This is a genomic window from Brumimicrobium mesophilum (assembly GCF_003025005.1).
Classification (GTDB): domain Bacteria; phylum Bacteroidota; class Bacteroidia; order Flavobacteriales_D; family Crocinitomicaceae; genus Brumimicrobium; species Brumimicrobium mesophilum.
Genome location: NZ_PVSS01000015.1, coordinates 57,799 through 80,480, shown reverse-complemented (window position 1 = coordinate 80,480; position 22,682 = coordinate 57,799). Strand labels below are relative to the sequence as shown.

Below are 22,682 nucleotides of genomic sequence, written 5' to 3'. Positions count from 1 at the left end.
TTTTATTTTCCAAAGAGCTCCTGCAACTTACTTTCTAAAGTTGGTCCTCTTAATTTTTCTGCAATTATTTTACCGTTAGGGTCTATCAAAACTGTATGCGGAATACCATTAAACTGATATTTTTGAACCAAATCAGTTTCCCAACCTGTCAATTCACTTACATGATAATCCCAAATTAATCCATCTGCCTCAATGGCTTTTTTCCATTTTTCTCCATCCTTATCTAAAGAAACACTGAAAATTTCAAATTTATCTCCTTTGTATTTATTGTATAAACGAACAACATTAGGATTCTCTACTCTACAAGGTCCACACCATGAAGCCCAAAAATCAATGAGAACATACTTTCCACGCAAAGAAGAAAGTTTCATTTCCTTACCTTCTGGATTTGGTAATACAATGTCCGGAGCTATATTGTTTTCTTTAAAATCTTTAAAATCTCTCATTTGTTTCTCCAATTGAGCTACTTGAGAACCAATGTTCACTGTCATTGGGTGACCTGGATAAGATTCTTCAAATCCTTTGTGAAGTGTTTTTAATACATCTATATTTTTGGTGTCATAATTCTCAAACCCCATCATAGGCATCAAATTAGTCATCAAAAGAATATGTGCAGGATTATCTGAATCTTTGCGAATTTCTTTGACAATATATTTATCCATTGGAGCTTTTTTCTCCATCACCATTTTCATCAATTTCTCTTGATCATATTCTTGAGGATTCACAATTGACATTTGCCAATCGATAAAATCTTTCATTTTATCCATATATCCATTCAATGGTTCAGCCCATTCAGTCCCCTTGTAAATCACTGATCTATTGAAAGTATTGAAATCTAACTCAAGTATTAATTCATCATTTGGAACCAAAGTCATAGGTATAACTTTAGGATCTTGACCTTGTTGAACAACTCCATCTACGCGCAATTGGTAAAGTCCCATAGATTCAATGGCACCTTTCAATTTGAAATTTCCGTTGGCATCTGTCGTCGTTTTATTAATTACAATTTGACCACGATCTGTACTTGCTTCCAACACTAAAGTCGCATTTCCTCCATTTTTAACCACACCTTCTAGTGTAACGTTGGGAACCGCATTCGGGTCTTTCATCATTTGACCAGAATCATTTTTTGTTGATATTTCAGAATTAGTATCATTAGAAACCTCTGGCGTTTCTGATTCTTCCTCTGAATTACATGCAAAGAACAAGGCGCTCATTGCAAAAACATATATACTTTTTTTTATCATATTAATTTTCATCTAAAAGTTGACGCATTAGTTTGTTTGCAGATTTTGGATCCGCTTTACCACCTGATGCTTTCATTACTTGCCCCATAAAAAATCCGACCAATTGCTTTTCTCCGTTTTTATAACGTTCTGATTCGGCTGGGTGTTGTTTTATTACCTCTTTAATTACCGCAGAAATAGAATCTTCATCACTGTCTTGAATTAAATTCAACTCTTCAGCAATTTTCTTCGGTGATTCATCAGGCTTGTCTAATAATGCTGGGAATATTTTTTGTCCAGCTACTGTATTAGAAACCATTCCACTATCAATTAGTTCAATCAATTCGGCCAATTTCACTGGTTGTATTGGAAAGTCTTCAATATTTGATCCTCTTTGATTCAAATAAGAACGCACATCTCCATTCATCCAGTTGGAGGCTGATTTATAGTTCTTTGTATGTTTGATCAACGCTTCAAAATATTCAGCAAATGGTTTTGTTGAAATAATATTTGTAGCGTCGTAATCTGACAATTTTAATTCTTTCGTATATTTTTCATAAAGAGCTTTAGGTAAAACAGGCATTTCTGCTCTAATTACTTCAATTTGTTCTTTTGAAACATACAAAGGTTGTAAATCCGGCTCTGGAAAGAAACGGTAATCATTTGCGTCCTCTTTCGTTCGCATAGAAATCGTTCTCAAATTTACCGCATCAAAAGAACGGGTCTCTTGTGCTATTTCTTCACCATTTTCAATTGCTTCGATGTGACGGTCAATTTCGAAATTAATTGCACGTTGCACATTTCGCATAGAGTTCATGTTTTTCACCTCTACTCTTCTTCCGTACTCTTTTGCTCCTCTTTTTCGAACAGAAACGTTGGCATCACAACGTAAGTTTCCTTCTTCCATGTTTCCGTCACAAATCTCCAAATAACGTACCAACTGACGGATTTCCGTCAAGTAAACATAAGCTTCGTCACCGCTTCTCATATCTGGCTCAGTCACGATTTCAAGTAAGGGTGTTCCAGCACGATTTAAATCGACCAAAGTATCATAAACATCAACGTCGTGAATACTTTTCCCAGTATCTTCCTCCATGTGAATACGCGTAATTCCAACATGTTTGGTCACTCCATTCTCCATTTGTAAATCAACCCAACCTTTAGCGCAAATTGGCGTTTTATCTTGAGTAATTTGATAACCTTTCGGTAAATCTGGATAGTAGTAATTCTTACGATCGAAATGCTGATTTTCTGCAATCTCACAATTTAAAGCCAAACCTAGCTTAATTGCAAATTCAATTGTTTTCTTGTTCATCTTCGGAAGAGTTCCTGGATGACCCAAAGTAATGGCGCTCACATTTGTGTTTGGTCGCGCTCCGTATTCATTAGCATCGCTAGAATATGCTTTGGTTTTCGTTAACATTTGAGCATGAACCTCAAGTCCAATTACCGCTTCATATGTTGCTTTTACCTCTTCTGTTACCATTTATTCTGTAAAAAAATATGTTTAAACTCGAGCGATTAACTCTTTAATAATTTTTGTCATTTTGGGCTCTTGACGATTAGCCACGTCAATCACATCCTGCATTGTTACTTTAACAATCTTTCCTTCAACTCCTAAATCCGTAACAATTGAAACAGCAAAACAAGGAATTCCCATGTGTCTTGCAACAATAATCTCAGGAACTGTAGACATTCCAACAGCATCTGCTCCAAGAATATTAATCATTTTATATTCTGCCGGTGTTTCTAAAGTTGGTCCAGTTAAACCAGCATAAATTCCTTTTGCAACACGGATGTCAAATTCACCTGCAATTTTTTCTGCCAATTCAATCATATCCGCATCATAAGCGTCGCTCATATCTGGGAAACGTGGGCCTAACTCATCAATGTTTTTTCCAATTAATGGATTTCCAGGGAAAAGGTTAATGTGATCATTAATGAACATAATTTCACCAATTTCGAAATCTGGATTTACTCCTCCTGATGCATTACTGACAACCAAACGCTCAATTCCTAAAGCATTCATCACACGAACTGGAAAAGTACATTGTTGCAAAGAATAACCTTCATAAAAATGAAAACGACCTTGCATAGCCATCACTTGTTTCCCTCCTAATTCTCCAAAAATTAATCTTCCACTATGCCCTTCTACGGTAGAAACAGGAAAATGAGGAATATCTTCGTAAGAAATTTGATTTGTGATATTGATTTCATTCACCAATCCACCTAATCCAGTTCCCAAAATAACTCCTATTTGTGGTTTTACATCAGTTTGTGACTGAAGGTATTTAACTGCTTCATTGATTTGATTTAACATAGCTATATATTTTCTTTAATAATTTATTTTCGTCCTCTATTTTCACTGTCATAGCTTGATAATACCAAGGAAATGACCGCAAAGCCTCTTTTACCCCTGAATTCATTAATCTCACAGCATCTTTTTCTGTCGTGACAATGATTTTTTCAGCAATCGCAAAGTTACCAAATAATTTGTGAATTTTCTCAATATCCTTCATCGTGTAATCGTGATGGTCTCCAAACTTTAAATGCGTGACTTTTGAATTGATTTCTAAATGTTCAATTAATGGTTGAGGATTCCCTATTCCTGTCACTAATAAGATTTCCTTTGGAGCTGAGACTTCTTCTTTCGTTTTCAAGTCCACCAGACTACCGTAATCTATTGAAGAAAAGAATATTGGCATGCTTGACTTCATTTTCAACTTTGACTTAAATCTTGCTTTTTCCGCATCAGACAAATGATTGGGAGACTTAGTTACAACAACAATATCAGCCCGGTTTCTTCCTGTTTTAAACTCTCTTAAGCGACCCGCAGGTAAAACATAATCCTTGAAAAACGGTTTGTTAAATTCTGTTAGTAAAATATTACAATCTCTATAAATGTACCTGTGTTGGTAAGCATCATCCAAAACTATCACTTCTGTGTCGGGGTGATTTTCCAAAATTCTATGAGCTCCTTCTACCCTTTTTTCGCAAACAGCGACATTCACTTTCCCTTCAAATTTCTGTGCATAACTTAATGCTTCATCTCCCACGTTCGTTACATCAGAATTGGCATTCACTTTCACGAAACCCTTCGATTGACGTCCATAACCACGTGAAAGTGCAGCAGTTTTGAACTTTTCAGATAGTTTTTTGAGCAAAAACTCAACATGCGGAGTTTTCCCAGTTCCTCCTACTGAAAGATTCCCCACAGAAATAACAGTAGAATTTACTTTTGTTACTGGTTTGATGTTTTTATCGAATTGCCAATTTCTAATCGCTGTGATTGAGCCATAGATTAGAGAAAAAGGCAATAATAAAATTCGAAGTAAAATCATTGGGTTAAAAATAGAAAATTCTTGGAGATTACTTAATCTTCGTTTGCCAATATTCGAAGGTGTTGGTTTATTTTTCAAAAGAAGTTAAACAATGAAACTAAATTATAAAAACAGAGGTCATTTTATTTCCATCTTTGGAGAGGAATTAAGAGAGGTTTTTTTCAAAACCCATTTTAAATAAGTAAAACCATTTTATTTCCCTCCCCCCAGCCCCCTCCGAAGTGGGAAACACTTCGAACCAAACTTTATTGTAATTTTCACAAATCGAAGTATGTTTTTTTTATATTTTAATCAAACTTCGCTTGCCAATATTCGTATGTATTCACTTCGCCTGATTCTAATTTAACATCGAAAGAAAGTTTATAAGTTTCTTCAATTTCAATATCAACTTCTTTTTTAAAAATACTTCCCGAATAAACAAAAGTGTGGTATTCTCCATTTTCTCCACATACATCAACATCTTCTGGTAAATCTTCAATAAGTTTTTCGGTAACATCTCTACCGACAAACGACTTTCCTAGTTTATCACCTTGTGTTGTTACTATTTTGGCTTTGAGGCCTGATTTTAAAAACTGTTTAATGGTCTCTTCTGGTGATTGTCCCCAAATGGGTTCCACCACTTCAATACCATACGGATTCAACTTGTTTTCTCTGTAAGTTTTAATTTCGTCCAAGTACAAATCTCCAAAAATAAAATGGGCAACTCCTTCTTGCTTAAAATGCTCCACCACTTTCAACATTTTATTTTCATAATCATTAGGACTTTTATCAATCATCACAGGATAAAGGGGAATTCCAATACTTTCTGCTTGCTTTTGGATAAATTTCAAAGGAACGGAATGTCCAGAAGAAGATTCATCCGCTTCATTAAAAGTGGTCAACAAAGCAATAACTTCAAAATTATTTTCTTGAAGAACTTTTTGAAGCGCCAATGCGGAATCTTTTCCCCCACTCCAATTGAAAACTGCTTTTGGTTTATGCATTGTTTGTTTTTGTCCAAAATTAGAATTTAATTTCTAATCTGTGGATTCTTACAAAAAGGATTTATCTGAAGAAAGTTTGCTTTAAAACGAATAAGCCTATTGCTAAATTGTTAATTCCTATGACCGATGTTTATCGAATTCATATTAAAATGAAGCAACGTTTTTATAAAAATCTCGTTCATATTATGAACGCTACAATTACTTTTTATGAATACTACATTTATTAAATCTACTTTATTTCTAACATCATTATTATTTGGAATGGGCATTATCGCTCAAACTTATTGTGTTCCCACAACAGTTAATTCCGGAGATCATTTTAATTACTTCAATACTTTAGATGCTGAAACCAATCTCTATTATTCTTCTAGCTCAACTCCTCCAGGAGGACATGAAGATGCAACTTCCATTGTTTTTGAGACTTATGAAACGCAAACAATAGAAATGAAGTATAGTTTTGATGGTGTCAACCCTACGGTGAATATATGGATAGATTGGAACAGTGATTTTACATTTGACGTTTCGGAACATATTATCTCTTCGACAAGTTATACTTCACAGACATTTTCATACACAATCCCACAAGGAGTTGCACCAGGAGATTATCGCATGAGGGTTCGTGGAGAACCAGGAGGAAATCCATCTGCATGTGGATCAATAAATAATGGAGCTTCTGTTGACTTTAACTTAACTCTATTAGCACCTCCATCTTGTATTCCACCTAACTTTTTAAATGTAAGCAATGCCTCTACAGGATTCGCTAATTTTTCTTGGACCGATTACAACAATGCCGCGGAATGGCAAATTGAATATGTTGAGTTGGGCTCACCATTAGGATCGGGAAATAGGATCTCGAACATTACAAATAGTAATTATTCCGCAACAGTCATTCCGGGCGAAGAATATGATTTTTACGTCCGTTCAATTTGTAATGTTGGTGATACAAGCATTTGGGCTGGGCCAATTAGCTATCGATACTGCGAAGCTTTAGGTATTTCATTTACTCGCTACATCGAAATTATAAATTCTCAAGGAGCAATTTCCGACATAAATTATAATGTAAATTCTAATCCCACTTCTGGATACGCCGATGAAACGAATCAAGTTTTTGAAGCCTATGAGGGACAAACTTTTGATCTGACTACAGCTTTTCGTTCATCTCCTTGTGGTGTAAAAATCTGGATCGATTGGAATGGAAATCTCACTTTTGAATCATCAGAATTAATTGACTATCAATCAGGCAACGCAATTCATTCACATTCCATTACAGTTCCAAACGGAACAGCTACGGGAGATTACAGAATGAGAATTCGTGCAGCAGAAGGCTCAACAGCCAATCCTTTTTCCTGTGGTAACTTTATAGTAGGATCAACAGTTGATTTTAATTTATCCGTAATTTCTCAACCTACATGTTTAGTTCCTACAGACGTTTTAGCAACTGCATCAACTCCAACCAATGTAACGATTGGATGGACAGACCCTAATGCGGCGAGTGAATGGGAAATTCGATATGGAGATCATGGATTCTTTCCAAATCCTTTTTTCACATATACACAATCAATTGTTTCAACAAACTCATATACTTTTAATACAACACAAAACCAAGATTATGATTTTTATGTGCGTTCAATTTGTGGACCTGGTGACACCAGTGAATGGCAAGGTCCATTCGAGTATAAATATTGTATACCAACTTCTTTGCAATCCGGTACTTTTTTTACGAGTATAATCTCTTATGGTGCATTAGACAACATATCTTATTCGAACTTCTCTTCTTCTAATGATTACATCGATGAAACATCAGAACTTTTCACTTCTTTTGAAGGACAAACATTCAAAATTGAAACAGAGTTTATGTATGGATCATATATTGTAAGTATTTGGGTAGACTGGAACAATGATAGGGCTTTTGACTCATCAGAATTGATGGACATCGAAGCTGGAGCGAATAATCTGAAAATCTTAACAATCAATGTACCATCAGGAACAAGTATTGGAGACTATCGAATGCGAATACAAGGAAAAAAAGTAATGACGATATCTCCATCGCCATGTGGACTCTTCACCTCAGGTCAGACAAATGACTATACGCTATCTATTGCTCCAGAACCCGCTTGTTTAGCAATTAACAGTTTAACTGCTAGTCATATTGAACAAACAGCTATAGAGTTAGATTGGACCAGTCCAGGGACAGCAAACTATTGGAACATAGAATATGGTTTAAGTGGATTTACCCAGGGTACAGGGATCACAACATTAGACTCTATAAGTTCAAATCCATACTTGATCACAGGTTTAACACCAAATGAAAGCTATGATTTTTACATACAATCTGAATGTGGGATTAATCAAAGCTCATGGACAGGACCTCATACATTCTCAACCTTGGTATGTCCTACAATTATTGCAACAGATGTTCACGAAGCATGTGAAAGTTTTACATGGATTGACGGAAACACTTATACCAATTCTAATAATACAGCTTCCTATATCTTCATTGAAGGAGCATCAAACGGTTGTGATTCAACTTTAATTTTGGACCTAACAATTCACAATGAAAACGATGCTGGAAGTAATAATGCAATTTATGCTTGCATCAATGAACCAATAGATCTTGACACCTTAACTAATGCTTCCTCTCCAGGAGAATGGTTTGATGTAAGTTTTAATCCATTAGGTCAATCCATAATTACAACACCAACCATTGATGATGTTTATGAATATTACCGAATAGTTTCTGAAGGAACATGCGATGCAGACACCGCTCATGTTTACATTGAAGTTGAGGGAAGTTGTAACTTTTTATCTTTACCCGATGAACAGAGTTTTGATGTTTCAGTTTTCCCCAACCCCGTCAGAAACCATATTAACATTGTAAATAAAACTAATCAAGGAGCTTTAGAATTTGAAATTTTAGACATGAATGGTAGACTCGTTTTAGTTGATCAACAAGAATTCAATAATGATGAAAAAGCAACCATTAACATTCAGAAATTAGTGAAAGGAGTTTATACTTTAATTGTTTATAATAATGAATATCAAAAAACATTTAAAATTATTAAGCAATAAAGAAGAATCCTAAACTAGAAAAGAGTAAGTGATTAACTCAACTGGTACTTTTAATCTCTCTTTCAACTTTAACATCGATAAATTATTAAATTTGCACTTTTAAACCAAAATGTCAATTCGATGAAAGAAACCGCGTTAACAGCAGTACATACAGAGTTAGGAGCAAAAATGGTTCCTTTTGCAGGTTACAATATGCCTGTATCTTATGCAGGATTAAAACACGAACACGAAGTTGTAAGAACGAAAGTGGGTGTTTTTGATGTTTCTCACATGGGTGAGTTCTTCATAAAAGGTGAGAAAGCAGAAGCTTTACTTCAAAAAGTTACAAGTAACGACGTAAGTAAATTGATTCCTGGAAAGGCGCAATATTGCTATATGCCGAATGACGACGGTGGTATTATTGATGATTTACTCATTTACAAAATATCTGATCAAGAATTCTTGTTGGTAGTTAATGCATCAAACATTGAAAAAGATTGGAACTGGATTTCATCAAAAAATGATATCGGTGCTGAAATGGTGAATGAATCTGATGAATGGAGTTTATTGGCTATTCAAGGACCAAAAGCAGCAGAAGCAATGCAATCATTGACATCAGTTGATTTGGCTGGAATCAAATTTTATACTTTCGAAAAGAATGAATTTGCAGGTGTTCAGGACGTAATTATTTCAGCAACGGGTTATACTGGAAGTGGTGGATTTGAAATCTACGTTAAAAACAAAGACGCTAAACAAGTTTGGGATAAAGTTTTTGAAGCTGGTGAAGCTTTTGGAATTGAACCAATCGGTTTAGGAGCACGTGATACATTGCGTTTAGAAATGGGATTCTGTTTATACGGAAACGACATCGACGAAACTACTTCTCCTCTTGAAGCTGGTTTAGGTTGGGTTACAAAATTCACAAAAGATTTCACAAACAGCGAAGCTTTACAAGCAGAGAAAGAAGCTGGTGTTAAAAATAAATTAATTGGTTTTGAACTTAAGGACAAAGGTATTCCACGTCAAGGTTACCCTATTTTAAATGCAGAAGGCGTTGAAATTGGACGTGTTACTTCTGGTACAATGTCTCCATCATTAGACAAAGCAATTGGAATGGGATATGTTCCTGTTGATGTTGCGAATGTTGGTGGTGAAATATTTATTGGTGTAAGAAATAAATCTCTTGCAGCTGAGATCGTAAAGACTCCTTTTTATAAAGGATAGATTATGATGATACCTTCTAGGGGTTAGTCAATAAAGGGAATCCGATGACTGAGCCTATCAAAGGCATCGATAATCAAAGGCAAAGGATAAAACATTATAACTAGATTAAAGTTTTTCAAAAGAGGATTGCAGAAATGTGATCCTCTTTTTTGTGATGGGTGAACTTGAAATGTTGCCCTCGACAGGCTCAGTCAACGAGTTTCACCTCTAAAAATCACAAAAAATGTGATGAGAAATAAGAAAAAAGAATCCAATTCCCTGTAAAATGCAAATGGCATTATGGATTTCAATGCTGGTAACTGAGCTCATTGAAGGCACTGTTTTCTCTTTGGGTGACTGAGCCCGTCGAAGACACCTACTGAAGACACCATAAAAAAAAGGCCAGACAAATGCCTGACCTTTCGTTTCCAAACGGAATATATATTTTAGTAACTCAATTCTGCTTTTGAAATCACACACTCCTCACAGTCTTTAACCTCACCAGTATATGTTTGGCGATATTTATGTACTGTTTCAAACGGAATACCCATGAATTGTTTTTGAATACGTGTTACTTGAACACAAATTCTACCCATGTTACGGTGATATCTGTTTTCTAATTTACTTTTTCTTACGATTTTTACTAGTCCGATAACTCAATGTATTGTGATTCGACTGCAAGATAAGGTATATAATACTAAATAGCGAAAAAATCAAGATTAAATTGATATTAAGACTCATTTTTTAAGGTTTTTTAATAAAATTGAGTCCAAAACCATCATTTTTAAATAAATTGTCAATGTTCTATTTCACAAATTTAAAAATATTAGGTAAGGAATTTTCATCTTCAAATACAAGAATATAAATTCCATTCGTTAAGCTTTTTGTATCTATTGAATTTTCACCTAAACCTATTAATTGTGATTCAACCAGCTTTTGTCCACTTGAATTCAAGATATAAGCTTTACCTGTCTTTTTGGAGTTTACCACTACTCTATCGAAATCAGAATTATAGTAAATTTTTAAAGATTCGGTATCATTTTTAATCAAGGAATTCGTGCAATTTGCTTGAGATACAACTACAATGTTTTTGACTATAGTATCCGATTCATTACAATCGTTTCCAATCGCTAATTCAATAGAATAAGTACCCGCTGAATTATAAATTATTGAAGTCAATGCTCCTGAACTAGTATTCGGGGTTGCTCCATTGAAGCTCCAGTCATAGGTATTTGCTCCAGTTGAAGTAGATCCATCAAGATAAACGATATCTCCAACACAAACTGTATCGCTTGCCAATGCAAAGTCAACATTCAACAATGCACTTGTATCTTGAATAGTAATAGTTGCTGAGCAAGTATCGTTAAAACCATTTGAAAATAAAACTATATAGTCTTCTGTTCTCGTATTTTGGCAAATTACAGTATCTGCTGGATTTATTGTTCCATCCCCAAACCAATCGTAATAATGATTATTATCGACTGGTATAGAAACACTTATGTTATCAATCCCCCAAAAATCCGTACTCATTGAAGACCAGAACAATTGAATCCATCTAATCTGAGTATTAGAAGTTTCTGCGGCAGATGGAATTGTCACACAATATGTGTCCCATTGATCATACAAACTAGTAAAAGGAGAAGGTACATAATTAATGATTTCTACCCAACTATTTCCGTTATCAATAGAATATTGCAAACGAACTCCTTCAGTAGCGTAATCTGGTCCCTCACAAACTCCAGACGCTCCTTGAATTCCATACTTCATTTCATAACAAATGACTCCGCCTGTTGAAAAATCGAATGATTGAGTAGTAATATTTCTAGGATATACCGTTAATGAATCCATCCATACTGCTGGCGAACCATCAAGAGGCGCTCCACAAGGATTTGAATAATCAAATGTTGGACTAACGGTTATCCAAGGTTCTAAAGTTGCATCGTTAAAATCTTCAAGATAAACCGTAGTATCGACTTCACCAATAGCTGTCAATGTAAAACAATCACCGCAATCAATTGAATTGGAAGATGCATTTATTGATACATTACATTGTGAAAAACCAAATTGACCAATAAGTAAAGCGAAAATAAATGCTAAGCAAAGTTTCATAGCTGAATTGAAGTTTAAGTCTAAGTCTATTAAAGTTGCAAAAATAATAAAATCACATCTAGTTTCAGAATTGAAATCCATTATTCTATGGAATACGCAATTAAACTAACAGTTTATAAATATCATATTTTATCACGATTTTTTTTTAAAAATTCGCGCCAAAATATAGACTTTTCAAACAAAAAAAGAGACCATTACGAATAATGGTCTCTCTATTAAAATTTTAAAATCTATTCTAATCTCTACATAAGATTATTTATCAATAGAACCTGTAACACGCTTCATAAACTTGTTCGCTGCTTCTTTTTGCGAAGCACCTTCTTCACGCATCATTTTATTAACTTCGATTGCGCCGTACATATTGGAAAGTAATTCTCCAATTACGTCAAGTTCTTCATCTTTCATTGAAGAAAGTTCTGTAAGGTTTTCCAATGTTTCAATTGTTTCATTCACGAAATCCTCGTCATTCTCCTCAATAAAAGTCGAAATGTGTTTAATTACTGGTAGTCTCATCGATAAAAGATTTTAATACTTCTGTTTTATTTGTTTGAGTTTGCTGAACTAACTCTCCATTTTTGAAGGCTGCAAACGTTGGTAAATTATCAACGTTCGCTAACTTTCTTGAATCTGGATTCTTTTCAGCATCAATTACAATAAACTTTACATTTTCATGGTCCTGAGCAAATTTCTTAAACTTAGGCTTCATGATTCGGCAGTTTCCACACCATCCGGCTGAATATTGCACAAGAACAGTTTCATTGTTAGAAATCTCGTCCTGTAAAGTATCTGTATCTAATTCTACAAATGCCATTTTAGTTGTTTTTTAAATATTCTGCAGTTCCTTTACTGTCTGCACTCATTGCTGTGCTTCCTTCTTCCCAGTTAGCTGGACAAACTTCACCATGTGTTTGTACGTGAGAATATGCATCGATCAAACGAAGGTATTCGTTTACGTTACGACCAACTGGCATGTGGTTAACTCCTTCATGGAATACTGTACCTTCTTCATCAATTAAATAAGTTGCACGGTAAGTTACGTTGTCCCCTTCTAAGATGAAAGAATCTGTTAATTCGTTGTAAGTTTCAGATTGAATATCTAAAATACCCAACATGTTTGCTAAGTTACGGTTAGAATCTGCAACTAATGGATAAGTTACTCCTTCAATTCCTCCGTTATCCTTTGCTGTGCTTAACCACGCAAAGTGAACTTCTGGTGTATCACATGAAGCTCCAATTACGATTGTATTTTTGTCTTCAAACTCTTTCAATTTTGCTTGAAATGCGTGAAGCTCTGTTGGACATACATAAGTAAAGTCTTTTGGGTACCAGAATAAACAAACTTTCTTGTTGTTTTTCTTTGCTTCCTCAAGGATGTTTATCTTAAAAGTATCCCCCATTTCGTTCATTGCATCCACTTGGATATCTGGAAAAGTTTTTCCTACTATTGACATAATTATTTTGTTTTTATTTGTTATTAATTGTTTACTTTTTAATATGCTATGAAGATAAAAATTATTAGGATTTCAGACATAATTAATTGTGATAATTAACATCATTTAATCCTAATTTAAACTCATCTTATTTTACTTAATCATCTTATTTTAAATCTAATTTATCTGGATCCAAACCTAATGCTTTAGCAACACCAATTCCATATTCAGGATCTGCTTTATAGCAATTTCCTATATGTCTTATTTGAATAAATTGCTCTGCCCCTCCAACTTGTCTTGCTGTATTTTCAAACAAAACTTTTTGTTGCTCAGGAGACATTAATCTAAACAAGTTTCCTGGTTGAGTATAGTAATCATCATCTTCTCTATGGTCATAATGAAATGCATCACCATCTAATCCTAAAGGTGGTTCAGTATGCTCCTTACTTTCTGACCATTGACCATAACTGTTTGGTTCATAATGAATCGTTGAACCTTCATTTCCATCTACTCTCATTGCTCCATCTCTGTGCGGATTATGGAATGGACATTTTGGTTTATTTACAGGAATTTGATAATGGTTAACTCCTAGTCTATAACGCTGTGCATCTCCATAAGAGAACAAACGACCTTGTAACATTCTATCTGGTGAAAAGCCAATTCCAGGAACAACATTTGCAGGGTTAAAAGCAACTTGCTCAACATCTGCAAAGTAATTTTCAGGATTTCTATTCAGCTCCATCACTCCAACATCAATTAAAGGGTAATCTCCATGAGGCCAAACTTTAGTTAAATCGAATGGATTAAAACGGTAATCTTTGGCTTCTGCTTCTGGCATAATTTGAACCTTCAAATGCCATTTTGGAAAATCACCTTTCTCAATTGAATCAAATAAATCACGTTGATTACTTTCTCTATCTTCTCCTACAATCTTTTCAGCTTCCGCATCAGTTAAGTTTTCAATTCCTTGAGCAGATTTAAAGTGAAACTTTACCCAAAAACGTTCATTTTCCGCATTTAAAAAACTAAAAGTATGACTTCCAAAACCGTGCATATGTCTGTATGATTTCGGAATACCTCTTTCACTCATCGTGATAGTTACTTGGTGAAGTGCTTCTGGTAATAGCGTCCAAAAATCCCAATTGTTATTTGCATCTCTAAGATTCGTCTTAGGATCTCTTTTTACTGCTTTATTTAAATCTGGAAATTTATATGGATCTTTTAAAAAGAAAACTGGTGTATTATTTCCTGCCAAATCCCAATTCCCTTCTTCAGTATAAAATTTCAATGCAAATCCACGGATATCTCTTTCCGCATCTGCAGCACCTCTTTCTCCGGCAACCGTTGAAAATCGTGCAAACATTTCTGTTTTTTTTCCTACTTCAGAAAAGATTTTAGCCTTGGTATAATTACTAATATCATGAGTCACGGTGAAAGTTCCAAAAGCCCCAGAGCCTTTAGCATGCATTCTTCTCTCAGGAATCACCTCTCTATCGAAATGAGCTAATTTTTCCAAAAACCAAAAGTCTTCTAATAACATTGGACCTCTTCTTCCTGCAGTTTTTACATTTTGATTTTCAGCAATTGGTCTTCCAGATACCGATGTCAACTTTTTCTTTTCGTTTTCCATAATATTAATTATTTAGTTTATCCACAGCACAAAGATAGAGATTCTTTTATCATTGTTTTTATCAATAAATATTATATTTACATAAACTTTATCTATATGATTTCTCCAGTTCAACTTTCATACATTTTCGCTTTACTTAAATTCAAGAACTTTCAAAGAGCAGCTGATGCATGTCATGTTACCCAACCAACCTTGTCAATGCAACTTAAGAAAGCGGAAGAATCTTTAGGGTATCAAATCATCAATCGTGATACGAATCCTATTTCATTAACCGATTCTGGAAAGAAGCTCTATCCTAGTTTATCCGCTATTCAAACAGCTTACGACGAATTAGGTGTTCAAATTCAAAGATTAAAGGGAACTTATAAATCCGAGATTAGGATAGGGATTATTCCAACTATCTCTAACTATTTGGTTCCCGAACTTTATTCAAAATGGCAAGATCAAATTGGTGAAGTACATTTAGATATAAGTGAATTAACTTCTCCTAATCTTTTAGCCGCATTAAAGGACAAGACAATTGACTTCGGAATAATGGCGGGACCTGTAGATGAAGTGAATCTAGATCAACAGATTTTATATGACGAGGAAGTCCTTATATATTCTCCTTCTATTAATGGTCAAACTATAGAATTAGAACAATTGCAAAATGAACACCCTTGGCTATTGTCTCCTGGAAACTGCCTAAGAACGCAAATGATAAATTTCTGCAGGTTAGATAGCGCAAAAAAATCAGAATGGAATTACGAAGGTGGAAATCTTCATTTATTAACCAAAATGGTAGAACAAGAAGGAGGTTATACTTTGATACCCTACTATTACCTTCCGTATTTGAATTTAAATCCTAATCATATTAAGAAAATTATTGACCGCACTCCAATTCGTCAAATTATAGGATTACATCTCAAACGAAATACGAAAAAAGAGGATATTGTAAAAATCATGCGAATTATTCAAAACAGTAAGAACATTAAGAATAAAAATTCAGAGGATACAGAGGTCTTACCTTGGGAAATTTGATGTTGGCAACTAGAATTGAATTCATCTTTATTCTATCGACAACATAAATAGGAGAAACTACTTCAAAAAGGCTGTCAAACATTAGTTAACAAACTCACGATTGTTAATCTTCAATAAATGAGAACTATTAAAAAAACTTAAATTTTAGAATCAACATGTAGAATTATGTTAATTTATATGGAAATCAAAATCACTTTATGGAAATTAAAAAATATTACGACATTATTCTTGAAAAATTAATCAATTGGTCTGAACTGCTTGTTAAAATGCTCCCAAATTTTGTGTTAGCAGTTTTAGTATTAGTAGCTTTCGTTTTCGCAGGAAAACTAGTTAAAAACCTAATTAAGAAACTTCTTCAAAGAACTTTACAAAATAACTCCCTTGCTCAAATCGTTTCGAAAGTTGTATACTTTTTGGTTATAGCAGTTGGAGCGTTTGCTGCCTTAAGCTTATTGAATTTAGACAAAACGGTTTCCTCCTTGCTTGCTGGTGCAGGTATAATTGGTTTGGCTTTAGGTTTTGCATTCCAAGATATTGCAACCAACTTTATTGCTGGATTCTTCATGGCCGTAAAACGTCCATTTAAAATTGGTCAAGTTATTCATTGTGAAGGACACAGCGGTATAATAAAGCATATTGGAATTCGTACTACGGAAATCGTATCTTTTCAAGGCCAAGAGGTTATCATTCCTAATAAAATGTTGTTTCAAAATCCATTAATTAACGATTCTGAAAACATTTATAAAAGAATTGATTTAGATGTTGGGGTTTCTTATGGTGAAGACTTAGAACGTGTTAGAGAAATTGCGATAAAAGCTGTTGAAAACACTCCAAACATCAATAAAGACAAGGATATTGACTTGGTTTATTTAGCTTTCGGAGGAAGTTCAATTGACTTTAGAATTATGATTTGGGTTGAATTTAAAAGTCAACTCGATTTTTTAAAAAGCCAAAGTGAAGCTTTAATTGCCATCAAAAAGGCATTCGACAAAGAAGATATCATGATTCCTTTCCCAATCAGAACGTTGGACTTTGGAATTAAAGGTGGAGAAAAATTGAATGAGATTATTGATTTTGAAACTATTGGAAATGGAAAGTCTGAAAAAACACAGGAAAGTAATAAGTGATTTCTTCAATACTTATGAAAGCTAAACTTTATATATTGCCATTAATACTTTTACTATTTAGCTGTAAAAATGAAAAAAATATAGATGGTTTCAAGATTAATATAGATGAGGCTATGGATTGTTTTAATGAACAATTAGACTCAGATAACTTTATTTATCAAGATACTATTGAAAAATTTAAAATCTGTCTTCCTAAAAATTGGTGGTTAGAACAATCGACAATAGAAGGAAATTATGGAATTACAGCTGTAGATAGTAGTTTATCTCAAAATGAGACTAGATTAATTGCAGTTACAGTAATTCATGATATTAAAATAGAACTGATTGATTATTTTAATTCAGAAGTCAAAATGGCAAACAAAGACATCTTAATGGTGTTAAAGAAAATAGGTAAACATCAAATTGACTCAATTGAGCACTATTGGATTAAATATGAAGAAAATAGTAAGGAAAAAGCAAACGGAGTTTTAAATTATTTATATTCGAAAAAACCAAAAGTACTATAAATTCAAAATGAAAAGTACAAAAAAAAGTAATTTCCAATTTGAATTTATAGGCTTTTAAACAACGTTTAATCCTCGTTTAATCCTCGTTTAAATCATAATTAAACGTCAACATTTCAACCTTACGTCTACCAGCTGTTGCTGACGCACTCAATGGAAGATCATTTCCAATACTGCTCCATCCTTCTAAATCTGTTAGCTCTTTGAGTTTTGCATTTGGATATGAACTCAACAGAAACTTACCCTTTATTGTTCTCAATGTATCAAGTAATTCATCAAAATGAGACTGCATATAACCACCATAATGACCTTGATTACTATCAACATAAGGTGGATCAAGATAAAAAAACGTATCAGGAGTGTCATGTTTTAGTATTAATTTAATAGCATCCTTAGACTCTATCTGCACATGTTTCAATCTTTGCGAGGTTTCATCACTGATCAACAATTTCTTATTCTCAAGTAATTTACACTCTTTATTGGTGTTCTGTGCGCATCGCCATGAACCTATTTTATTACTGAACCCTTGTACTGTAGCAACCCAAAACGACCATGCTCTTGTTACTTCATTAAATAAATAAGGTGCATTATAAACAACCATAGCTTGTTTATAGCTCTCACGGGAGTAAGGAGTCGATTCTACACGTTCTTTTAATTCTCTTGAGTTAGACTTCAATTGTCTATAAAAATTAATTACCTGACCATTTAAATCGTTGATCACTTCAACTTCGGACTCTTCTTTTGACCAAAACACTGCTCCACCACCAAAAAAGGCTTCAACATATATCTTATGTTGAGGAATTATTGGTAAAATTCTTGGCAGCATCATCTGTTTTCCACCATAGTAGGAGATTGGTGTCTTTTTATTTTTTGATTTTTCTATTTTCATCACTATACTTTTATTAAATTTGTGCTCGTCCCTACGAAAAAAAGCACACTACCTGCAAATATGACCTTAAAGAAGGCTCTCGTGCATGTAATGTGCTTTTATATTTTCGTGGGGACGAATGTATAGCGGGGGTCTTCTATTTTTTAATACTCCATTATCTCCCAACCATTATTTGTTCTTATAAACTTAATTAAAGTTCCAACTGGTATAGGTGCAAAAACAGCATTTGCACTTGGATTTCCAGCTAGCGTTATAGGAGGTAAACCACCAACCACTGTGCTGTTCAAAACGATTTGAAAAGGATTATTGAAGTTATCTGGGGCAACATTAAAACGAATATGTATAATAGTCCCCAAAGGCGCCATGCTACCAAAGGAAGATAACTTCATCTCTGTAGAAGTATTCGTTTCGTTCAATTCTATGTAGCACTGCTTATTCACTCCAAATGAAACTGATAGACCACTAGGATCAGCTGATAGAAAAATAAGGTTAGAAGTGAATTCTACAAAAGTTGCGAAATAAAATGCCTCAAAGGCCGATGGTGCTGGCGGATGAACGATCTGATCATTCACAACCTCCCAATACCTCTTCGTAGATACTACATTGATTGAGTTCGCTGGGATTGCAGATCCGACTTCAACCTTTGCTACATTCTCCTGGTAAACATCTACTGTGTTTCCTGCTTGGAAAAGCCTTGTTTCCAAAACATTGTTCTCAAGCACCCAATATGCATTGTCAGCTCCTGTTGGTGTTACGTAAGTCTGAGAGTCGAAACGCATTAACTCACCGTTGAAAAGTACCACCCCTTCAGAAATAGTAGTATTCAAACCTGATGTTGTAATTGTACAACCACCAAGAATAATAACGTTATGAATTGCCGTTAGAGGTTTTATTACCATGTCGACCATCTCCTTACTAATCTCATTCATGAATCGTACATCTTCAGAGAAAAAACGATAACCACCATTTGGATTTGTTTCTATTAATTTCATGTTACACTATATTTATTATATAATTCTTACCTGCTAATTTGTATTTGTTGACGTATGCCTTCAGTTGGGTTTGATTAAAAACAACACTTGAAGGGATGTTGACAATAAAGTCTGGCCAAGCCAACATCTCACTATAATTGTAAGTAACAATAGGAGGTTCATTTTCTGGAATATTAAAAATAACGGTCTCCTCATTGTTTTCATTTTCATTATAGAGCACAATTTGATCAGCCTGTTGTGGAGCATCCGTAATGTAAATGCCTCTATTAATATTGTCAAATTGATCGTTTAATAAATGCTCTAAGTAAATTACTTGCCCGTTGAATAGTAATTCATATTTCTTATCTTCATAGAATTGATAAAAGGTCGAGAAACTAACCACCAATGGTGATGCACAAGCCTTGAAGAAAGCCAAAGTAAATACCTTTCTTAGCCTTGGAGAAATGTTGTTCTCAACTATGTTATTTACATCAAATTGTATCATGGCGCTGGTGTATAAGTTATTGTCGTTGACAAACTAAACGCAGGATCAATAGCCATATAACCTGAGTTAGACTCATAATAACTAGTTATTGCAGAATAAGGCTGACCACCTGATTTACCCGAAGCTGATTCAAAGATTGGAGAAACAACTCCATCGGCTAATTGAATACGATCTGTTAATTGAGTGATGTTGAACATTGCATCAAAATCTAAATTCTTAGCATATAATACAATTGCATCTTCAACCGGGAATATTGAAGGGTCAGACAGCAAGGATCCATCAGCATTCATTACTAATGGATTGTAAAAAACGTTATAGTAAACCTTCAGATCGTCAGCATCTCTTGAAACTATTACTAGCTCAACTCCAGCAAATTTAACCTCATTCATGTAGGCCTTAAAAGCGTCGAGTTCTGGGACACTTAATTTCTCGGGGCCATTAACACCTTCTTTAGCTACCTTCATTAAAACATAAGCTCCTAAATCTACAGCCTTGGCGTATCGAACAATTTGAAGCGTTGTGTTTTCCACAGCATATTCGTACACCTCCGTTGTTGTATTCCACACCAAAGTATCTCCATGTTGGTATTTTAATGCCTGAGAGGCATACCATGCTGTATTTCCTGTGCGAATTTCTTTAGCTCTATTATTAATCCAAGTAACATGCTTTCCAAATAGTCCTTCCAATATCCATATAGAATAGCTTATAACGGTAAATAAAGCAGTTTCAAGACTTAGCTTAGAAAACTGATCATCATAAGTTTGCCCAGCCGCCAATCCATAGCGCTGAACGATAGTTGCGTTATTTATGAAGGATGTTGTTATTTCTTCAAATATTTCTTGCTGTGTTCTCATTACTACTCTATTTTATATTTATCTAATTTAGCTAGCACTAATTGCATCAAATCTGCTGTATAAGTATTTATACATGAAATATCTTCTAACAACACTTTTTTCTTCGCAGATGAAGTTTCGAGTAATACATTAAGCGATATCTTACCTAGACTTGGATACTCCAAGTGAGGCTCTAATATTGAAACAACAGGGTTTTCAATTGTTATTTCAAATTGTGGAAATTTATATTTTGCCATTTTTATCATGTTAAAGTTGTTCCGACAGGTGTCATATTTCTCACGTATAACGCTTTTCTAGTATCTGTTTTAAGCCTATTTTGTATAGGAAACGCGCCGTTTGTGGATAGAAAAAACATCTGAGTTGAGTTGTACTCCGTATTTGACCAAAAAACTATAGACGAAATATTAAAAACAGCGCTATAAGGCGATGGGTAAACCAATCTTTGGTCGGGATTTCCAAAGAAACAAATATTATATAGTTCTGTTATATTAGGTAATCTCCAGCCCGTTGTGAATACAGAAATACTATAATTTGTAGAGGCAACTCTAAAGTTATTGTAAGTGTCAAGAGTTGAAGTATCATGTCTTGAGTAGGCTAGAACCTTAACAAAATTCCAAGTGCTCCAGTCTACAACTATATTATTCAAATAATTCTGACCTCCTAAATCATCGGTGAATCTATTAGTAGTTGTGTTGACAGTTGGTGAACCATCTAAATGAACAGGAGCAGAATCCAATACAAAAAAATCTCTTCCAGCTTCGTAAAAACCATCATCATAATCTGCAGTTGACGCAGTAACTCCGGTCGACATTAACTCAGCGGATGAGTGTTGAATAACAATTGGTGTGCACGGCAAATCTCCAACAACCAAGTTATTCCCAACCTTCGTTGTAGTTACAGGATCATTATTGCTGTCAACCACTTGAAGATTTAAGTTGTCCGTAGCTCCAACTTCCCAAGAATGATTATCAATTGAAATAACGCTGTTCAGCACATTGTAATCTGTTGGTGTTGATACAGGTGCTAGAATGGTCTCAATTAGATCACCGTTTTCTTTTCTAATGTTCACAGTTGCATCTCCTGTACCTGAACAAGGAAGACTTGGAACAACAACTTGACCACCAACAAGGTCTACCTGCACTTGGCTACCAACGCTATCCACAAGTGATAAATCATACGTTGTTGGTGCTTGAACTATTATTAATGGTGTACCATTAATGAGAATGTCCACCTGTCTATTAATACTTGGAGGTGGTACAAATCCATCTACCTGAAGAGGAGTTGAAGAAGTTGCTACAGTCAGATTTGAAGAAGAGTAGAATTCTGATATTTTTGGCACCAATACACTTGGAATCGTTAATTCCTCCCCTATTAAAAGAGTAGTGTCTATTTTGCCATTAACTTCAAGGATGTCTATAACAGCCTCCAATGAGCCAGCATATTGCAGTGCAATATCATAAATCGTTTGGTTGTCTTTTACTGTTATTTTCATTCGTATGAGCTTTCAATATTCACATTATCGATGTCATATAAATCAAGTTTCTTAATTGATAATCCATCAAGTTTATAATTACTTCTAATTTTATGACGAAAAGAAAGTAAATCTCCATTTTCATCTAGTGTTGCATCAGCTAATCCCACACCAATGGTCGGACTACTTTTAATTTCTCCTGCGTTGCACGCCAGTATTAATAATTCATTTTGTTCTTTGGTTGGAGCGATAACCAAACCTTGAAGGATTTTACCATTAGTATCAACTATTGGATCTACTTTGATATCCATGTAGTTTCCTTGGTCATTGCTGTCTACTATTTGTATGGCGAAATCCTTCATTGGTTCGTTT

Annotated in this window: 23 protein-coding genes; 5 read left to right on the top strand and 18 right to left on the bottom strand. The window is 34.5% G+C overall.

Annotated features, from left to right (window positions below):
- Nucleotides 1–2: 2 nt before the first annotated feature.
- From C6368_RS14755 to C6368_RS14735, 5 genes are all read right to left on the bottom strand, one after another.
- Nucleotides 3–1,247 carry a TlpA disulfide reductase family protein gene (locus C6368_RS14755; protein WP_199851653.1) on the bottom strand — a complete coding sequence of 415 codons (1,245 nt, stop codon included), beginning with the start codon at nucleotides 1,245–1,247 and terminating at the stop codon, nucleotides 3–5.
- 1 nt (nucleotide 1,248) lies between these two features.
- Entirely contained in the window at nucleotides 1,249–2,712 is a 1,464-nt protein-coding gene (gatB, locus tag C6368_RS14750; RefSeq protein ID WP_107039995.1) for an Asp-tRNA(Asn)/Glu-tRNA(Gln) amidotransferase subunit GatB, read from the bottom strand.
- 21 nt (nucleotides 2,713–2,733) lie between these two features.
- On the bottom strand, nucleotides 2,734–3,546 hold the full coding sequence (locus C6368_RS14745; RefSeq protein ID WP_107039994.1) for a purine-nucleoside phosphorylase: 813 nt from the start codon (nucleotides 3,544–3,546) through the stop codon (nucleotides 2,734–2,736).
- Nucleotides 3,527–4,645, bottom strand: coding sequence for a tetraacyldisaccharide 4'-kinase (gene lpxK, locus C6368_RS14740; protein ID WP_107039993.1), 1,119 nt, complete (start codon nucleotides 4,643–4,645; stop codon nucleotides 3,527–3,529). The genes C6368_RS14745 and lpxK overlap by 20 nt, the downstream gene beginning before the upstream one ends.
- 209 nt (nucleotides 4,646–4,854) lie before the next feature.
- On the bottom strand, nucleotides 4,855–5,550 hold the full coding sequence (locus tag C6368_RS14735) for a Dph6-related ATP pyrophosphatase (protein WP_107039992.1): 696 nt from the start codon (nucleotides 5,548–5,550) through the stop codon (nucleotides 4,855–4,857).
- 207 nt (nucleotides 5,551–5,757) lie between these two features.
- Between C6368_RS14735 and C6368_RS14730 the strand changes: the two genes are divergently transcribed.
- Entirely contained in the window at nucleotides 5,758–8,619 is a 2,862-nt protein-coding gene (locus C6368_RS14730) for a GEVED domain-containing protein (protein ID WP_107039991.1), read from the top strand.
- A 120-nt stretch (nucleotides 8,620–8,739) separates the two neighbouring features.
- Nucleotides 8,740–9,822, top strand: a complete 1,083-nt coding sequence (gcvT, locus tag C6368_RS14725; protein ID WP_107039990.1) for a glycine cleavage system aminomethyltransferase GcvT — start codon at nucleotides 8,740–8,742, stop codon at nucleotides 9,820–9,822.
- 425 nt (nucleotides 9,823–10,247) lie between these two features.
- Here gcvT and C6368_RS14720 read toward each other — a convergent pair whose 3' ends face one another.
- The 6 genes from C6368_RS14720 to C6368_RS14695 form a co-directional block, all read right to left on the bottom strand.
- Entirely contained in the window at nucleotides 10,248–10,397 is a 150-nt protein-coding gene (locus tag C6368_RS14720) for a hypothetical protein (protein ID WP_317045984.1), read from the bottom strand.
- 208 nt (nucleotides 10,398–10,605) lie between these two features.
- Nucleotides 10,606–11,910, bottom strand: a complete 1,305-nt coding sequence (locus C6368_RS14715) for a T9SS type A sorting domain-containing protein (protein ID WP_159038623.1) — start codon at nucleotides 11,908–11,910, stop codon at nucleotides 10,606–10,608.
- Between the two features lie 252 nt (nucleotides 11,911–12,162).
- Nucleotides 12,163–12,423, bottom strand: a complete 261-nt coding sequence (locus C6368_RS14710; RefSeq protein ID WP_107039987.1) for a DUF6952 family protein — start codon at nucleotides 12,421–12,423, stop codon at nucleotides 12,163–12,165.
- Nucleotides 12,404–12,721, bottom strand: a complete 318-nt coding sequence (locus C6368_RS14705) for a thioredoxin family protein (RefSeq protein ID WP_107039986.1) — start codon at nucleotides 12,719–12,721, stop codon at nucleotides 12,404–12,406. The genes C6368_RS14710 and C6368_RS14705 overlap by 20 nt, the downstream gene beginning before the upstream one ends.
- Before the next feature lies 1 nt (nucleotide 12,722).
- On the bottom strand, nucleotides 12,723–13,361 hold the full coding sequence (locus C6368_RS14700; RefSeq protein ID WP_199851652.1) for a peroxiredoxin: 639 nt from the start codon (nucleotides 13,359–13,361) through the stop codon (nucleotides 12,723–12,725).
- Between the two features lie 145 nt (nucleotides 13,362–13,506).
- The gene (locus C6368_RS14695; RefSeq protein ID WP_107039984.1) at nucleotides 13,507–14,970 is read right to left on the bottom strand and encodes a catalase; all 1,464 of its coding nucleotides are present in this window, start codon (nucleotides 14,968–14,970) and stop codon (nucleotides 13,507–13,509) included.
- 96 nt (nucleotides 14,971–15,066) lie between these two features.
- On the opposite strand from C6368_RS14695, the gene C6368_RS14690 reads away from it, so the two are divergent.
- The 3 genes from C6368_RS14690 (at nucleotide 15,067) to C6368_RS14680 (ending at nucleotide 17,623) form a co-directional block, all read left to right on the top strand.
- Complete coding sequence (locus C6368_RS14690) at nucleotides 15,067–15,990, top strand: LysR family transcriptional regulator (RefSeq protein ID WP_107039983.1); 924 nt, start codon at nucleotides 15,067–15,069, stop codon at nucleotides 15,988–15,990.
- A gap of 197 nt (nucleotides 15,991–16,187) precedes the next feature.
- On the top strand, nucleotides 16,188–17,117 hold the full coding sequence (locus C6368_RS14685) for a mechanosensitive ion channel family protein (protein WP_107039982.1): 930 nt from the start codon (nucleotides 16,188–16,190) through the stop codon (nucleotides 17,115–17,117).
- Between the two features lie 14 nt (nucleotides 17,118–17,131).
- On the top strand, nucleotides 17,132–17,623 hold the full coding sequence (locus C6368_RS14680) for a hypothetical protein (protein ID WP_107039981.1): 492 nt from the start codon (nucleotides 17,132–17,134) through the stop codon (nucleotides 17,621–17,623).
- 76 nt (nucleotides 17,624–17,699) lie between these two features.
- On the opposite strand, the gene C6368_RS14675 is transcribed toward C6368_RS14680, so the two are convergent.
- From C6368_RS14675 to C6368_RS14645, 7 genes are all read right to left on the bottom strand, one after another.
- Nucleotides 17,700–18,509 (bottom strand): DNA adenine methylase, encoded by an 810-nt coding sequence (locus C6368_RS14675; RefSeq protein ID WP_107039980.1) that lies wholly within the window; start codon nucleotides 18,507–18,509, stop codon nucleotides 17,700–17,702.
- A gap of 143 nt (nucleotides 18,510–18,652) precedes the next feature.
- Nucleotides 18,653–19,501 carry a hypothetical protein gene (locus C6368_RS14670; protein ID WP_107039979.1) on the bottom strand — a complete coding sequence of 283 codons (849 nt, stop codon included), beginning with the start codon at nucleotides 19,499–19,501 and terminating at the stop codon, nucleotides 18,653–18,655.
- Between the two features lies 1 nt (nucleotide 19,502).
- Nucleotides 19,503–19,985: a hypothetical protein gene (locus C6368_RS14665; RefSeq protein ID WP_107039978.1), complete on the bottom strand. Its 483-nt coding sequence runs from the start codon at nucleotides 19,983–19,985 to the stop codon at nucleotides 19,503–19,505.
- Entirely contained in the window at nucleotides 19,982–20,839 is an 858-nt protein-coding gene (locus tag C6368_RS14660; protein WP_107039977.1) for a hypothetical protein, read from the bottom strand. The genes C6368_RS14665 and C6368_RS14660 overlap by 4 nt, the downstream gene beginning before the upstream one ends.
- Nucleotides 20,840–20,841: 2 nt before the next feature.
- On the bottom strand, nucleotides 20,842–21,075 hold the full coding sequence (locus tag C6368_RS14655) for a hypothetical protein (protein ID WP_159038622.1): 234 nt from the start codon (nucleotides 21,073–21,075) through the stop codon (nucleotides 20,842–20,844).
- Between the two features lie 5 nt (nucleotides 21,076–21,080).
- Nucleotides 21,081–22,331 carry a LysM peptidoglycan-binding domain-containing protein gene (locus C6368_RS14650; protein ID WP_107039975.1) on the bottom strand — a complete coding sequence of 417 codons (1,251 nt, stop codon included), beginning with the start codon at nucleotides 22,329–22,331 and terminating at the stop codon, nucleotides 21,081–21,083.
- Entirely contained in the window at nucleotides 22,328–22,672 is a 345-nt protein-coding gene (locus tag C6368_RS14645; RefSeq protein ID WP_107039974.1) for a hypothetical protein, read from the bottom strand. The genes C6368_RS14650 and C6368_RS14645 overlap by 4 nt, the downstream gene beginning before the upstream one ends.
- Nucleotides 22,673–22,682 lie beyond the last annotated feature (10 nt).

Excerpts from the sequence above, each read along its gene's own strand:
- C6368_RS14755 (WP_199851653.1), bottom strand. The coding sequence starts at position 1,247 with ATGATAAAAAAAAGTATATATGTTTTTGCAATGAGCGCCTTGTTCTTT.
- gatB (WP_107039995.1), bottom strand. The coding sequence starts at position 2,712 with ATGGTAACAGAAGAGGTAAAAGCAACATATGAAGCGGTAATTGGACTT.
- C6368_RS14745 (WP_107039994.1), bottom strand. The coding sequence starts at position 3,546 with ATGTTAAATCAAATCAATGAAGCAGTTAAATACCTTCAGTCACAAACT.
- C6368_RS14735 (WP_107039992.1), bottom strand. The coding sequence starts at position 5,550 with ATGCATAAACCAAAAGCAGTTTTCAATTGGAGTGGGGGAAAAGATTCC.
- C6368_RS14730 (WP_107039991.1), top strand. The coding sequence starts at position 5,758 with ATGAATACTACATTTATTAAATCTACTTTATTTCTAACATCATTATTA.
- gcvT (WP_107039990.1), top strand. The coding sequence starts at position 8,740 with ATGAAAGAAACCGCGTTAACAGCAGTACATACAGAGTTAGGAGCAAAA.
- C6368_RS14720 (WP_317045984.1), bottom strand. The coding sequence starts at position 10,397 with ATGGGTAGAATTTGTGTTCAAGTAACACGTATTCAAAAACAATTCATG.
- C6368_RS14715 (WP_159038623.1), bottom strand. The coding sequence starts at position 11,910 with ATGAAACTTTGCTTAGCATTTATTTTCGCTTTACTTATTGGTCAATTT.
- C6368_RS14710 (WP_107039987.1), bottom strand. The coding sequence starts at position 12,423 with ATGAGACTACCAGTAATTAAACACATTTCGACTTTTATTGAGGAGAAT.
- C6368_RS14705 (WP_107039986.1), bottom strand. The coding sequence starts at position 12,721 with ATGGCATTTGTAGAATTAGATACAGATACTTTACAGGACGAGATTTCT.
- C6368_RS14700 (WP_199851652.1), bottom strand. The coding sequence starts at position 13,361 with ATGTCAATAGTAGGAAAAACTTTTCCAGATATCCAAGTGGATGCAATG.
- C6368_RS14695 (WP_107039984.1), bottom strand. The coding sequence starts at position 14,970 with ATGGAAAACGAAAAGAAAAAGTTGACATCGGTATCTGGAAGACCAATT.
- C6368_RS14690 (WP_107039983.1), top strand. The coding sequence starts at position 15,067 with ATGATTTCTCCAGTTCAACTTTCATACATTTTCGCTTTACTTAAATTC.
- C6368_RS14685 (WP_107039982.1), top strand. The coding sequence starts at position 16,188 with ATGGAAATTAAAAAATATTACGACATTATTCTTGAAAAATTAATCAAT.
- C6368_RS14680 (WP_107039981.1), top strand. The coding sequence starts at position 17,132 with ATGAAAGCTAAACTTTATATATTGCCATTAATACTTTTACTATTTAGC.
- C6368_RS14675 (WP_107039980.1), bottom strand. The coding sequence starts at position 18,509 with ATGAAAATAGAAAAATCAAAAAATAAAAAGACACCAATCTCCTACTAT.
- C6368_RS14670 (WP_107039979.1), bottom strand. The coding sequence starts at position 19,501 with ATGAAATTAATAGAAACAAATCCAAATGGTGGTTATCGTTTTTTCTCT.
- C6368_RS14665 (WP_107039978.1), bottom strand. The coding sequence starts at position 19,985 with ATGATACAATTTGATGTAAATAACATAGTTGAGAACAACATTTCTCCA.
- C6368_RS14660 (WP_107039977.1), bottom strand. The coding sequence starts at position 20,839 with ATGAGAACACAGCAAGAAATATTTGAAGAAATAACAACATCCTTCATA.
- C6368_RS14655 (WP_159038622.1), bottom strand. The coding sequence starts at position 21,075 with ATGGCAAAATATAAATTTCCACAATTTGAAATAACAATTGAAAACCCT.
- C6368_RS14650 (WP_107039975.1), bottom strand. The coding sequence starts at position 22,331 with ATGAAAATAACAGTAAAAGACAACCAAACGATTTATGATATTGCACTG.
- C6368_RS14645 (WP_107039974.1), bottom strand. The coding sequence starts at position 22,672 with ATGAAGGATTTCGCCATACAAATAGTAGACAGCAATGACCAAGGAAAC.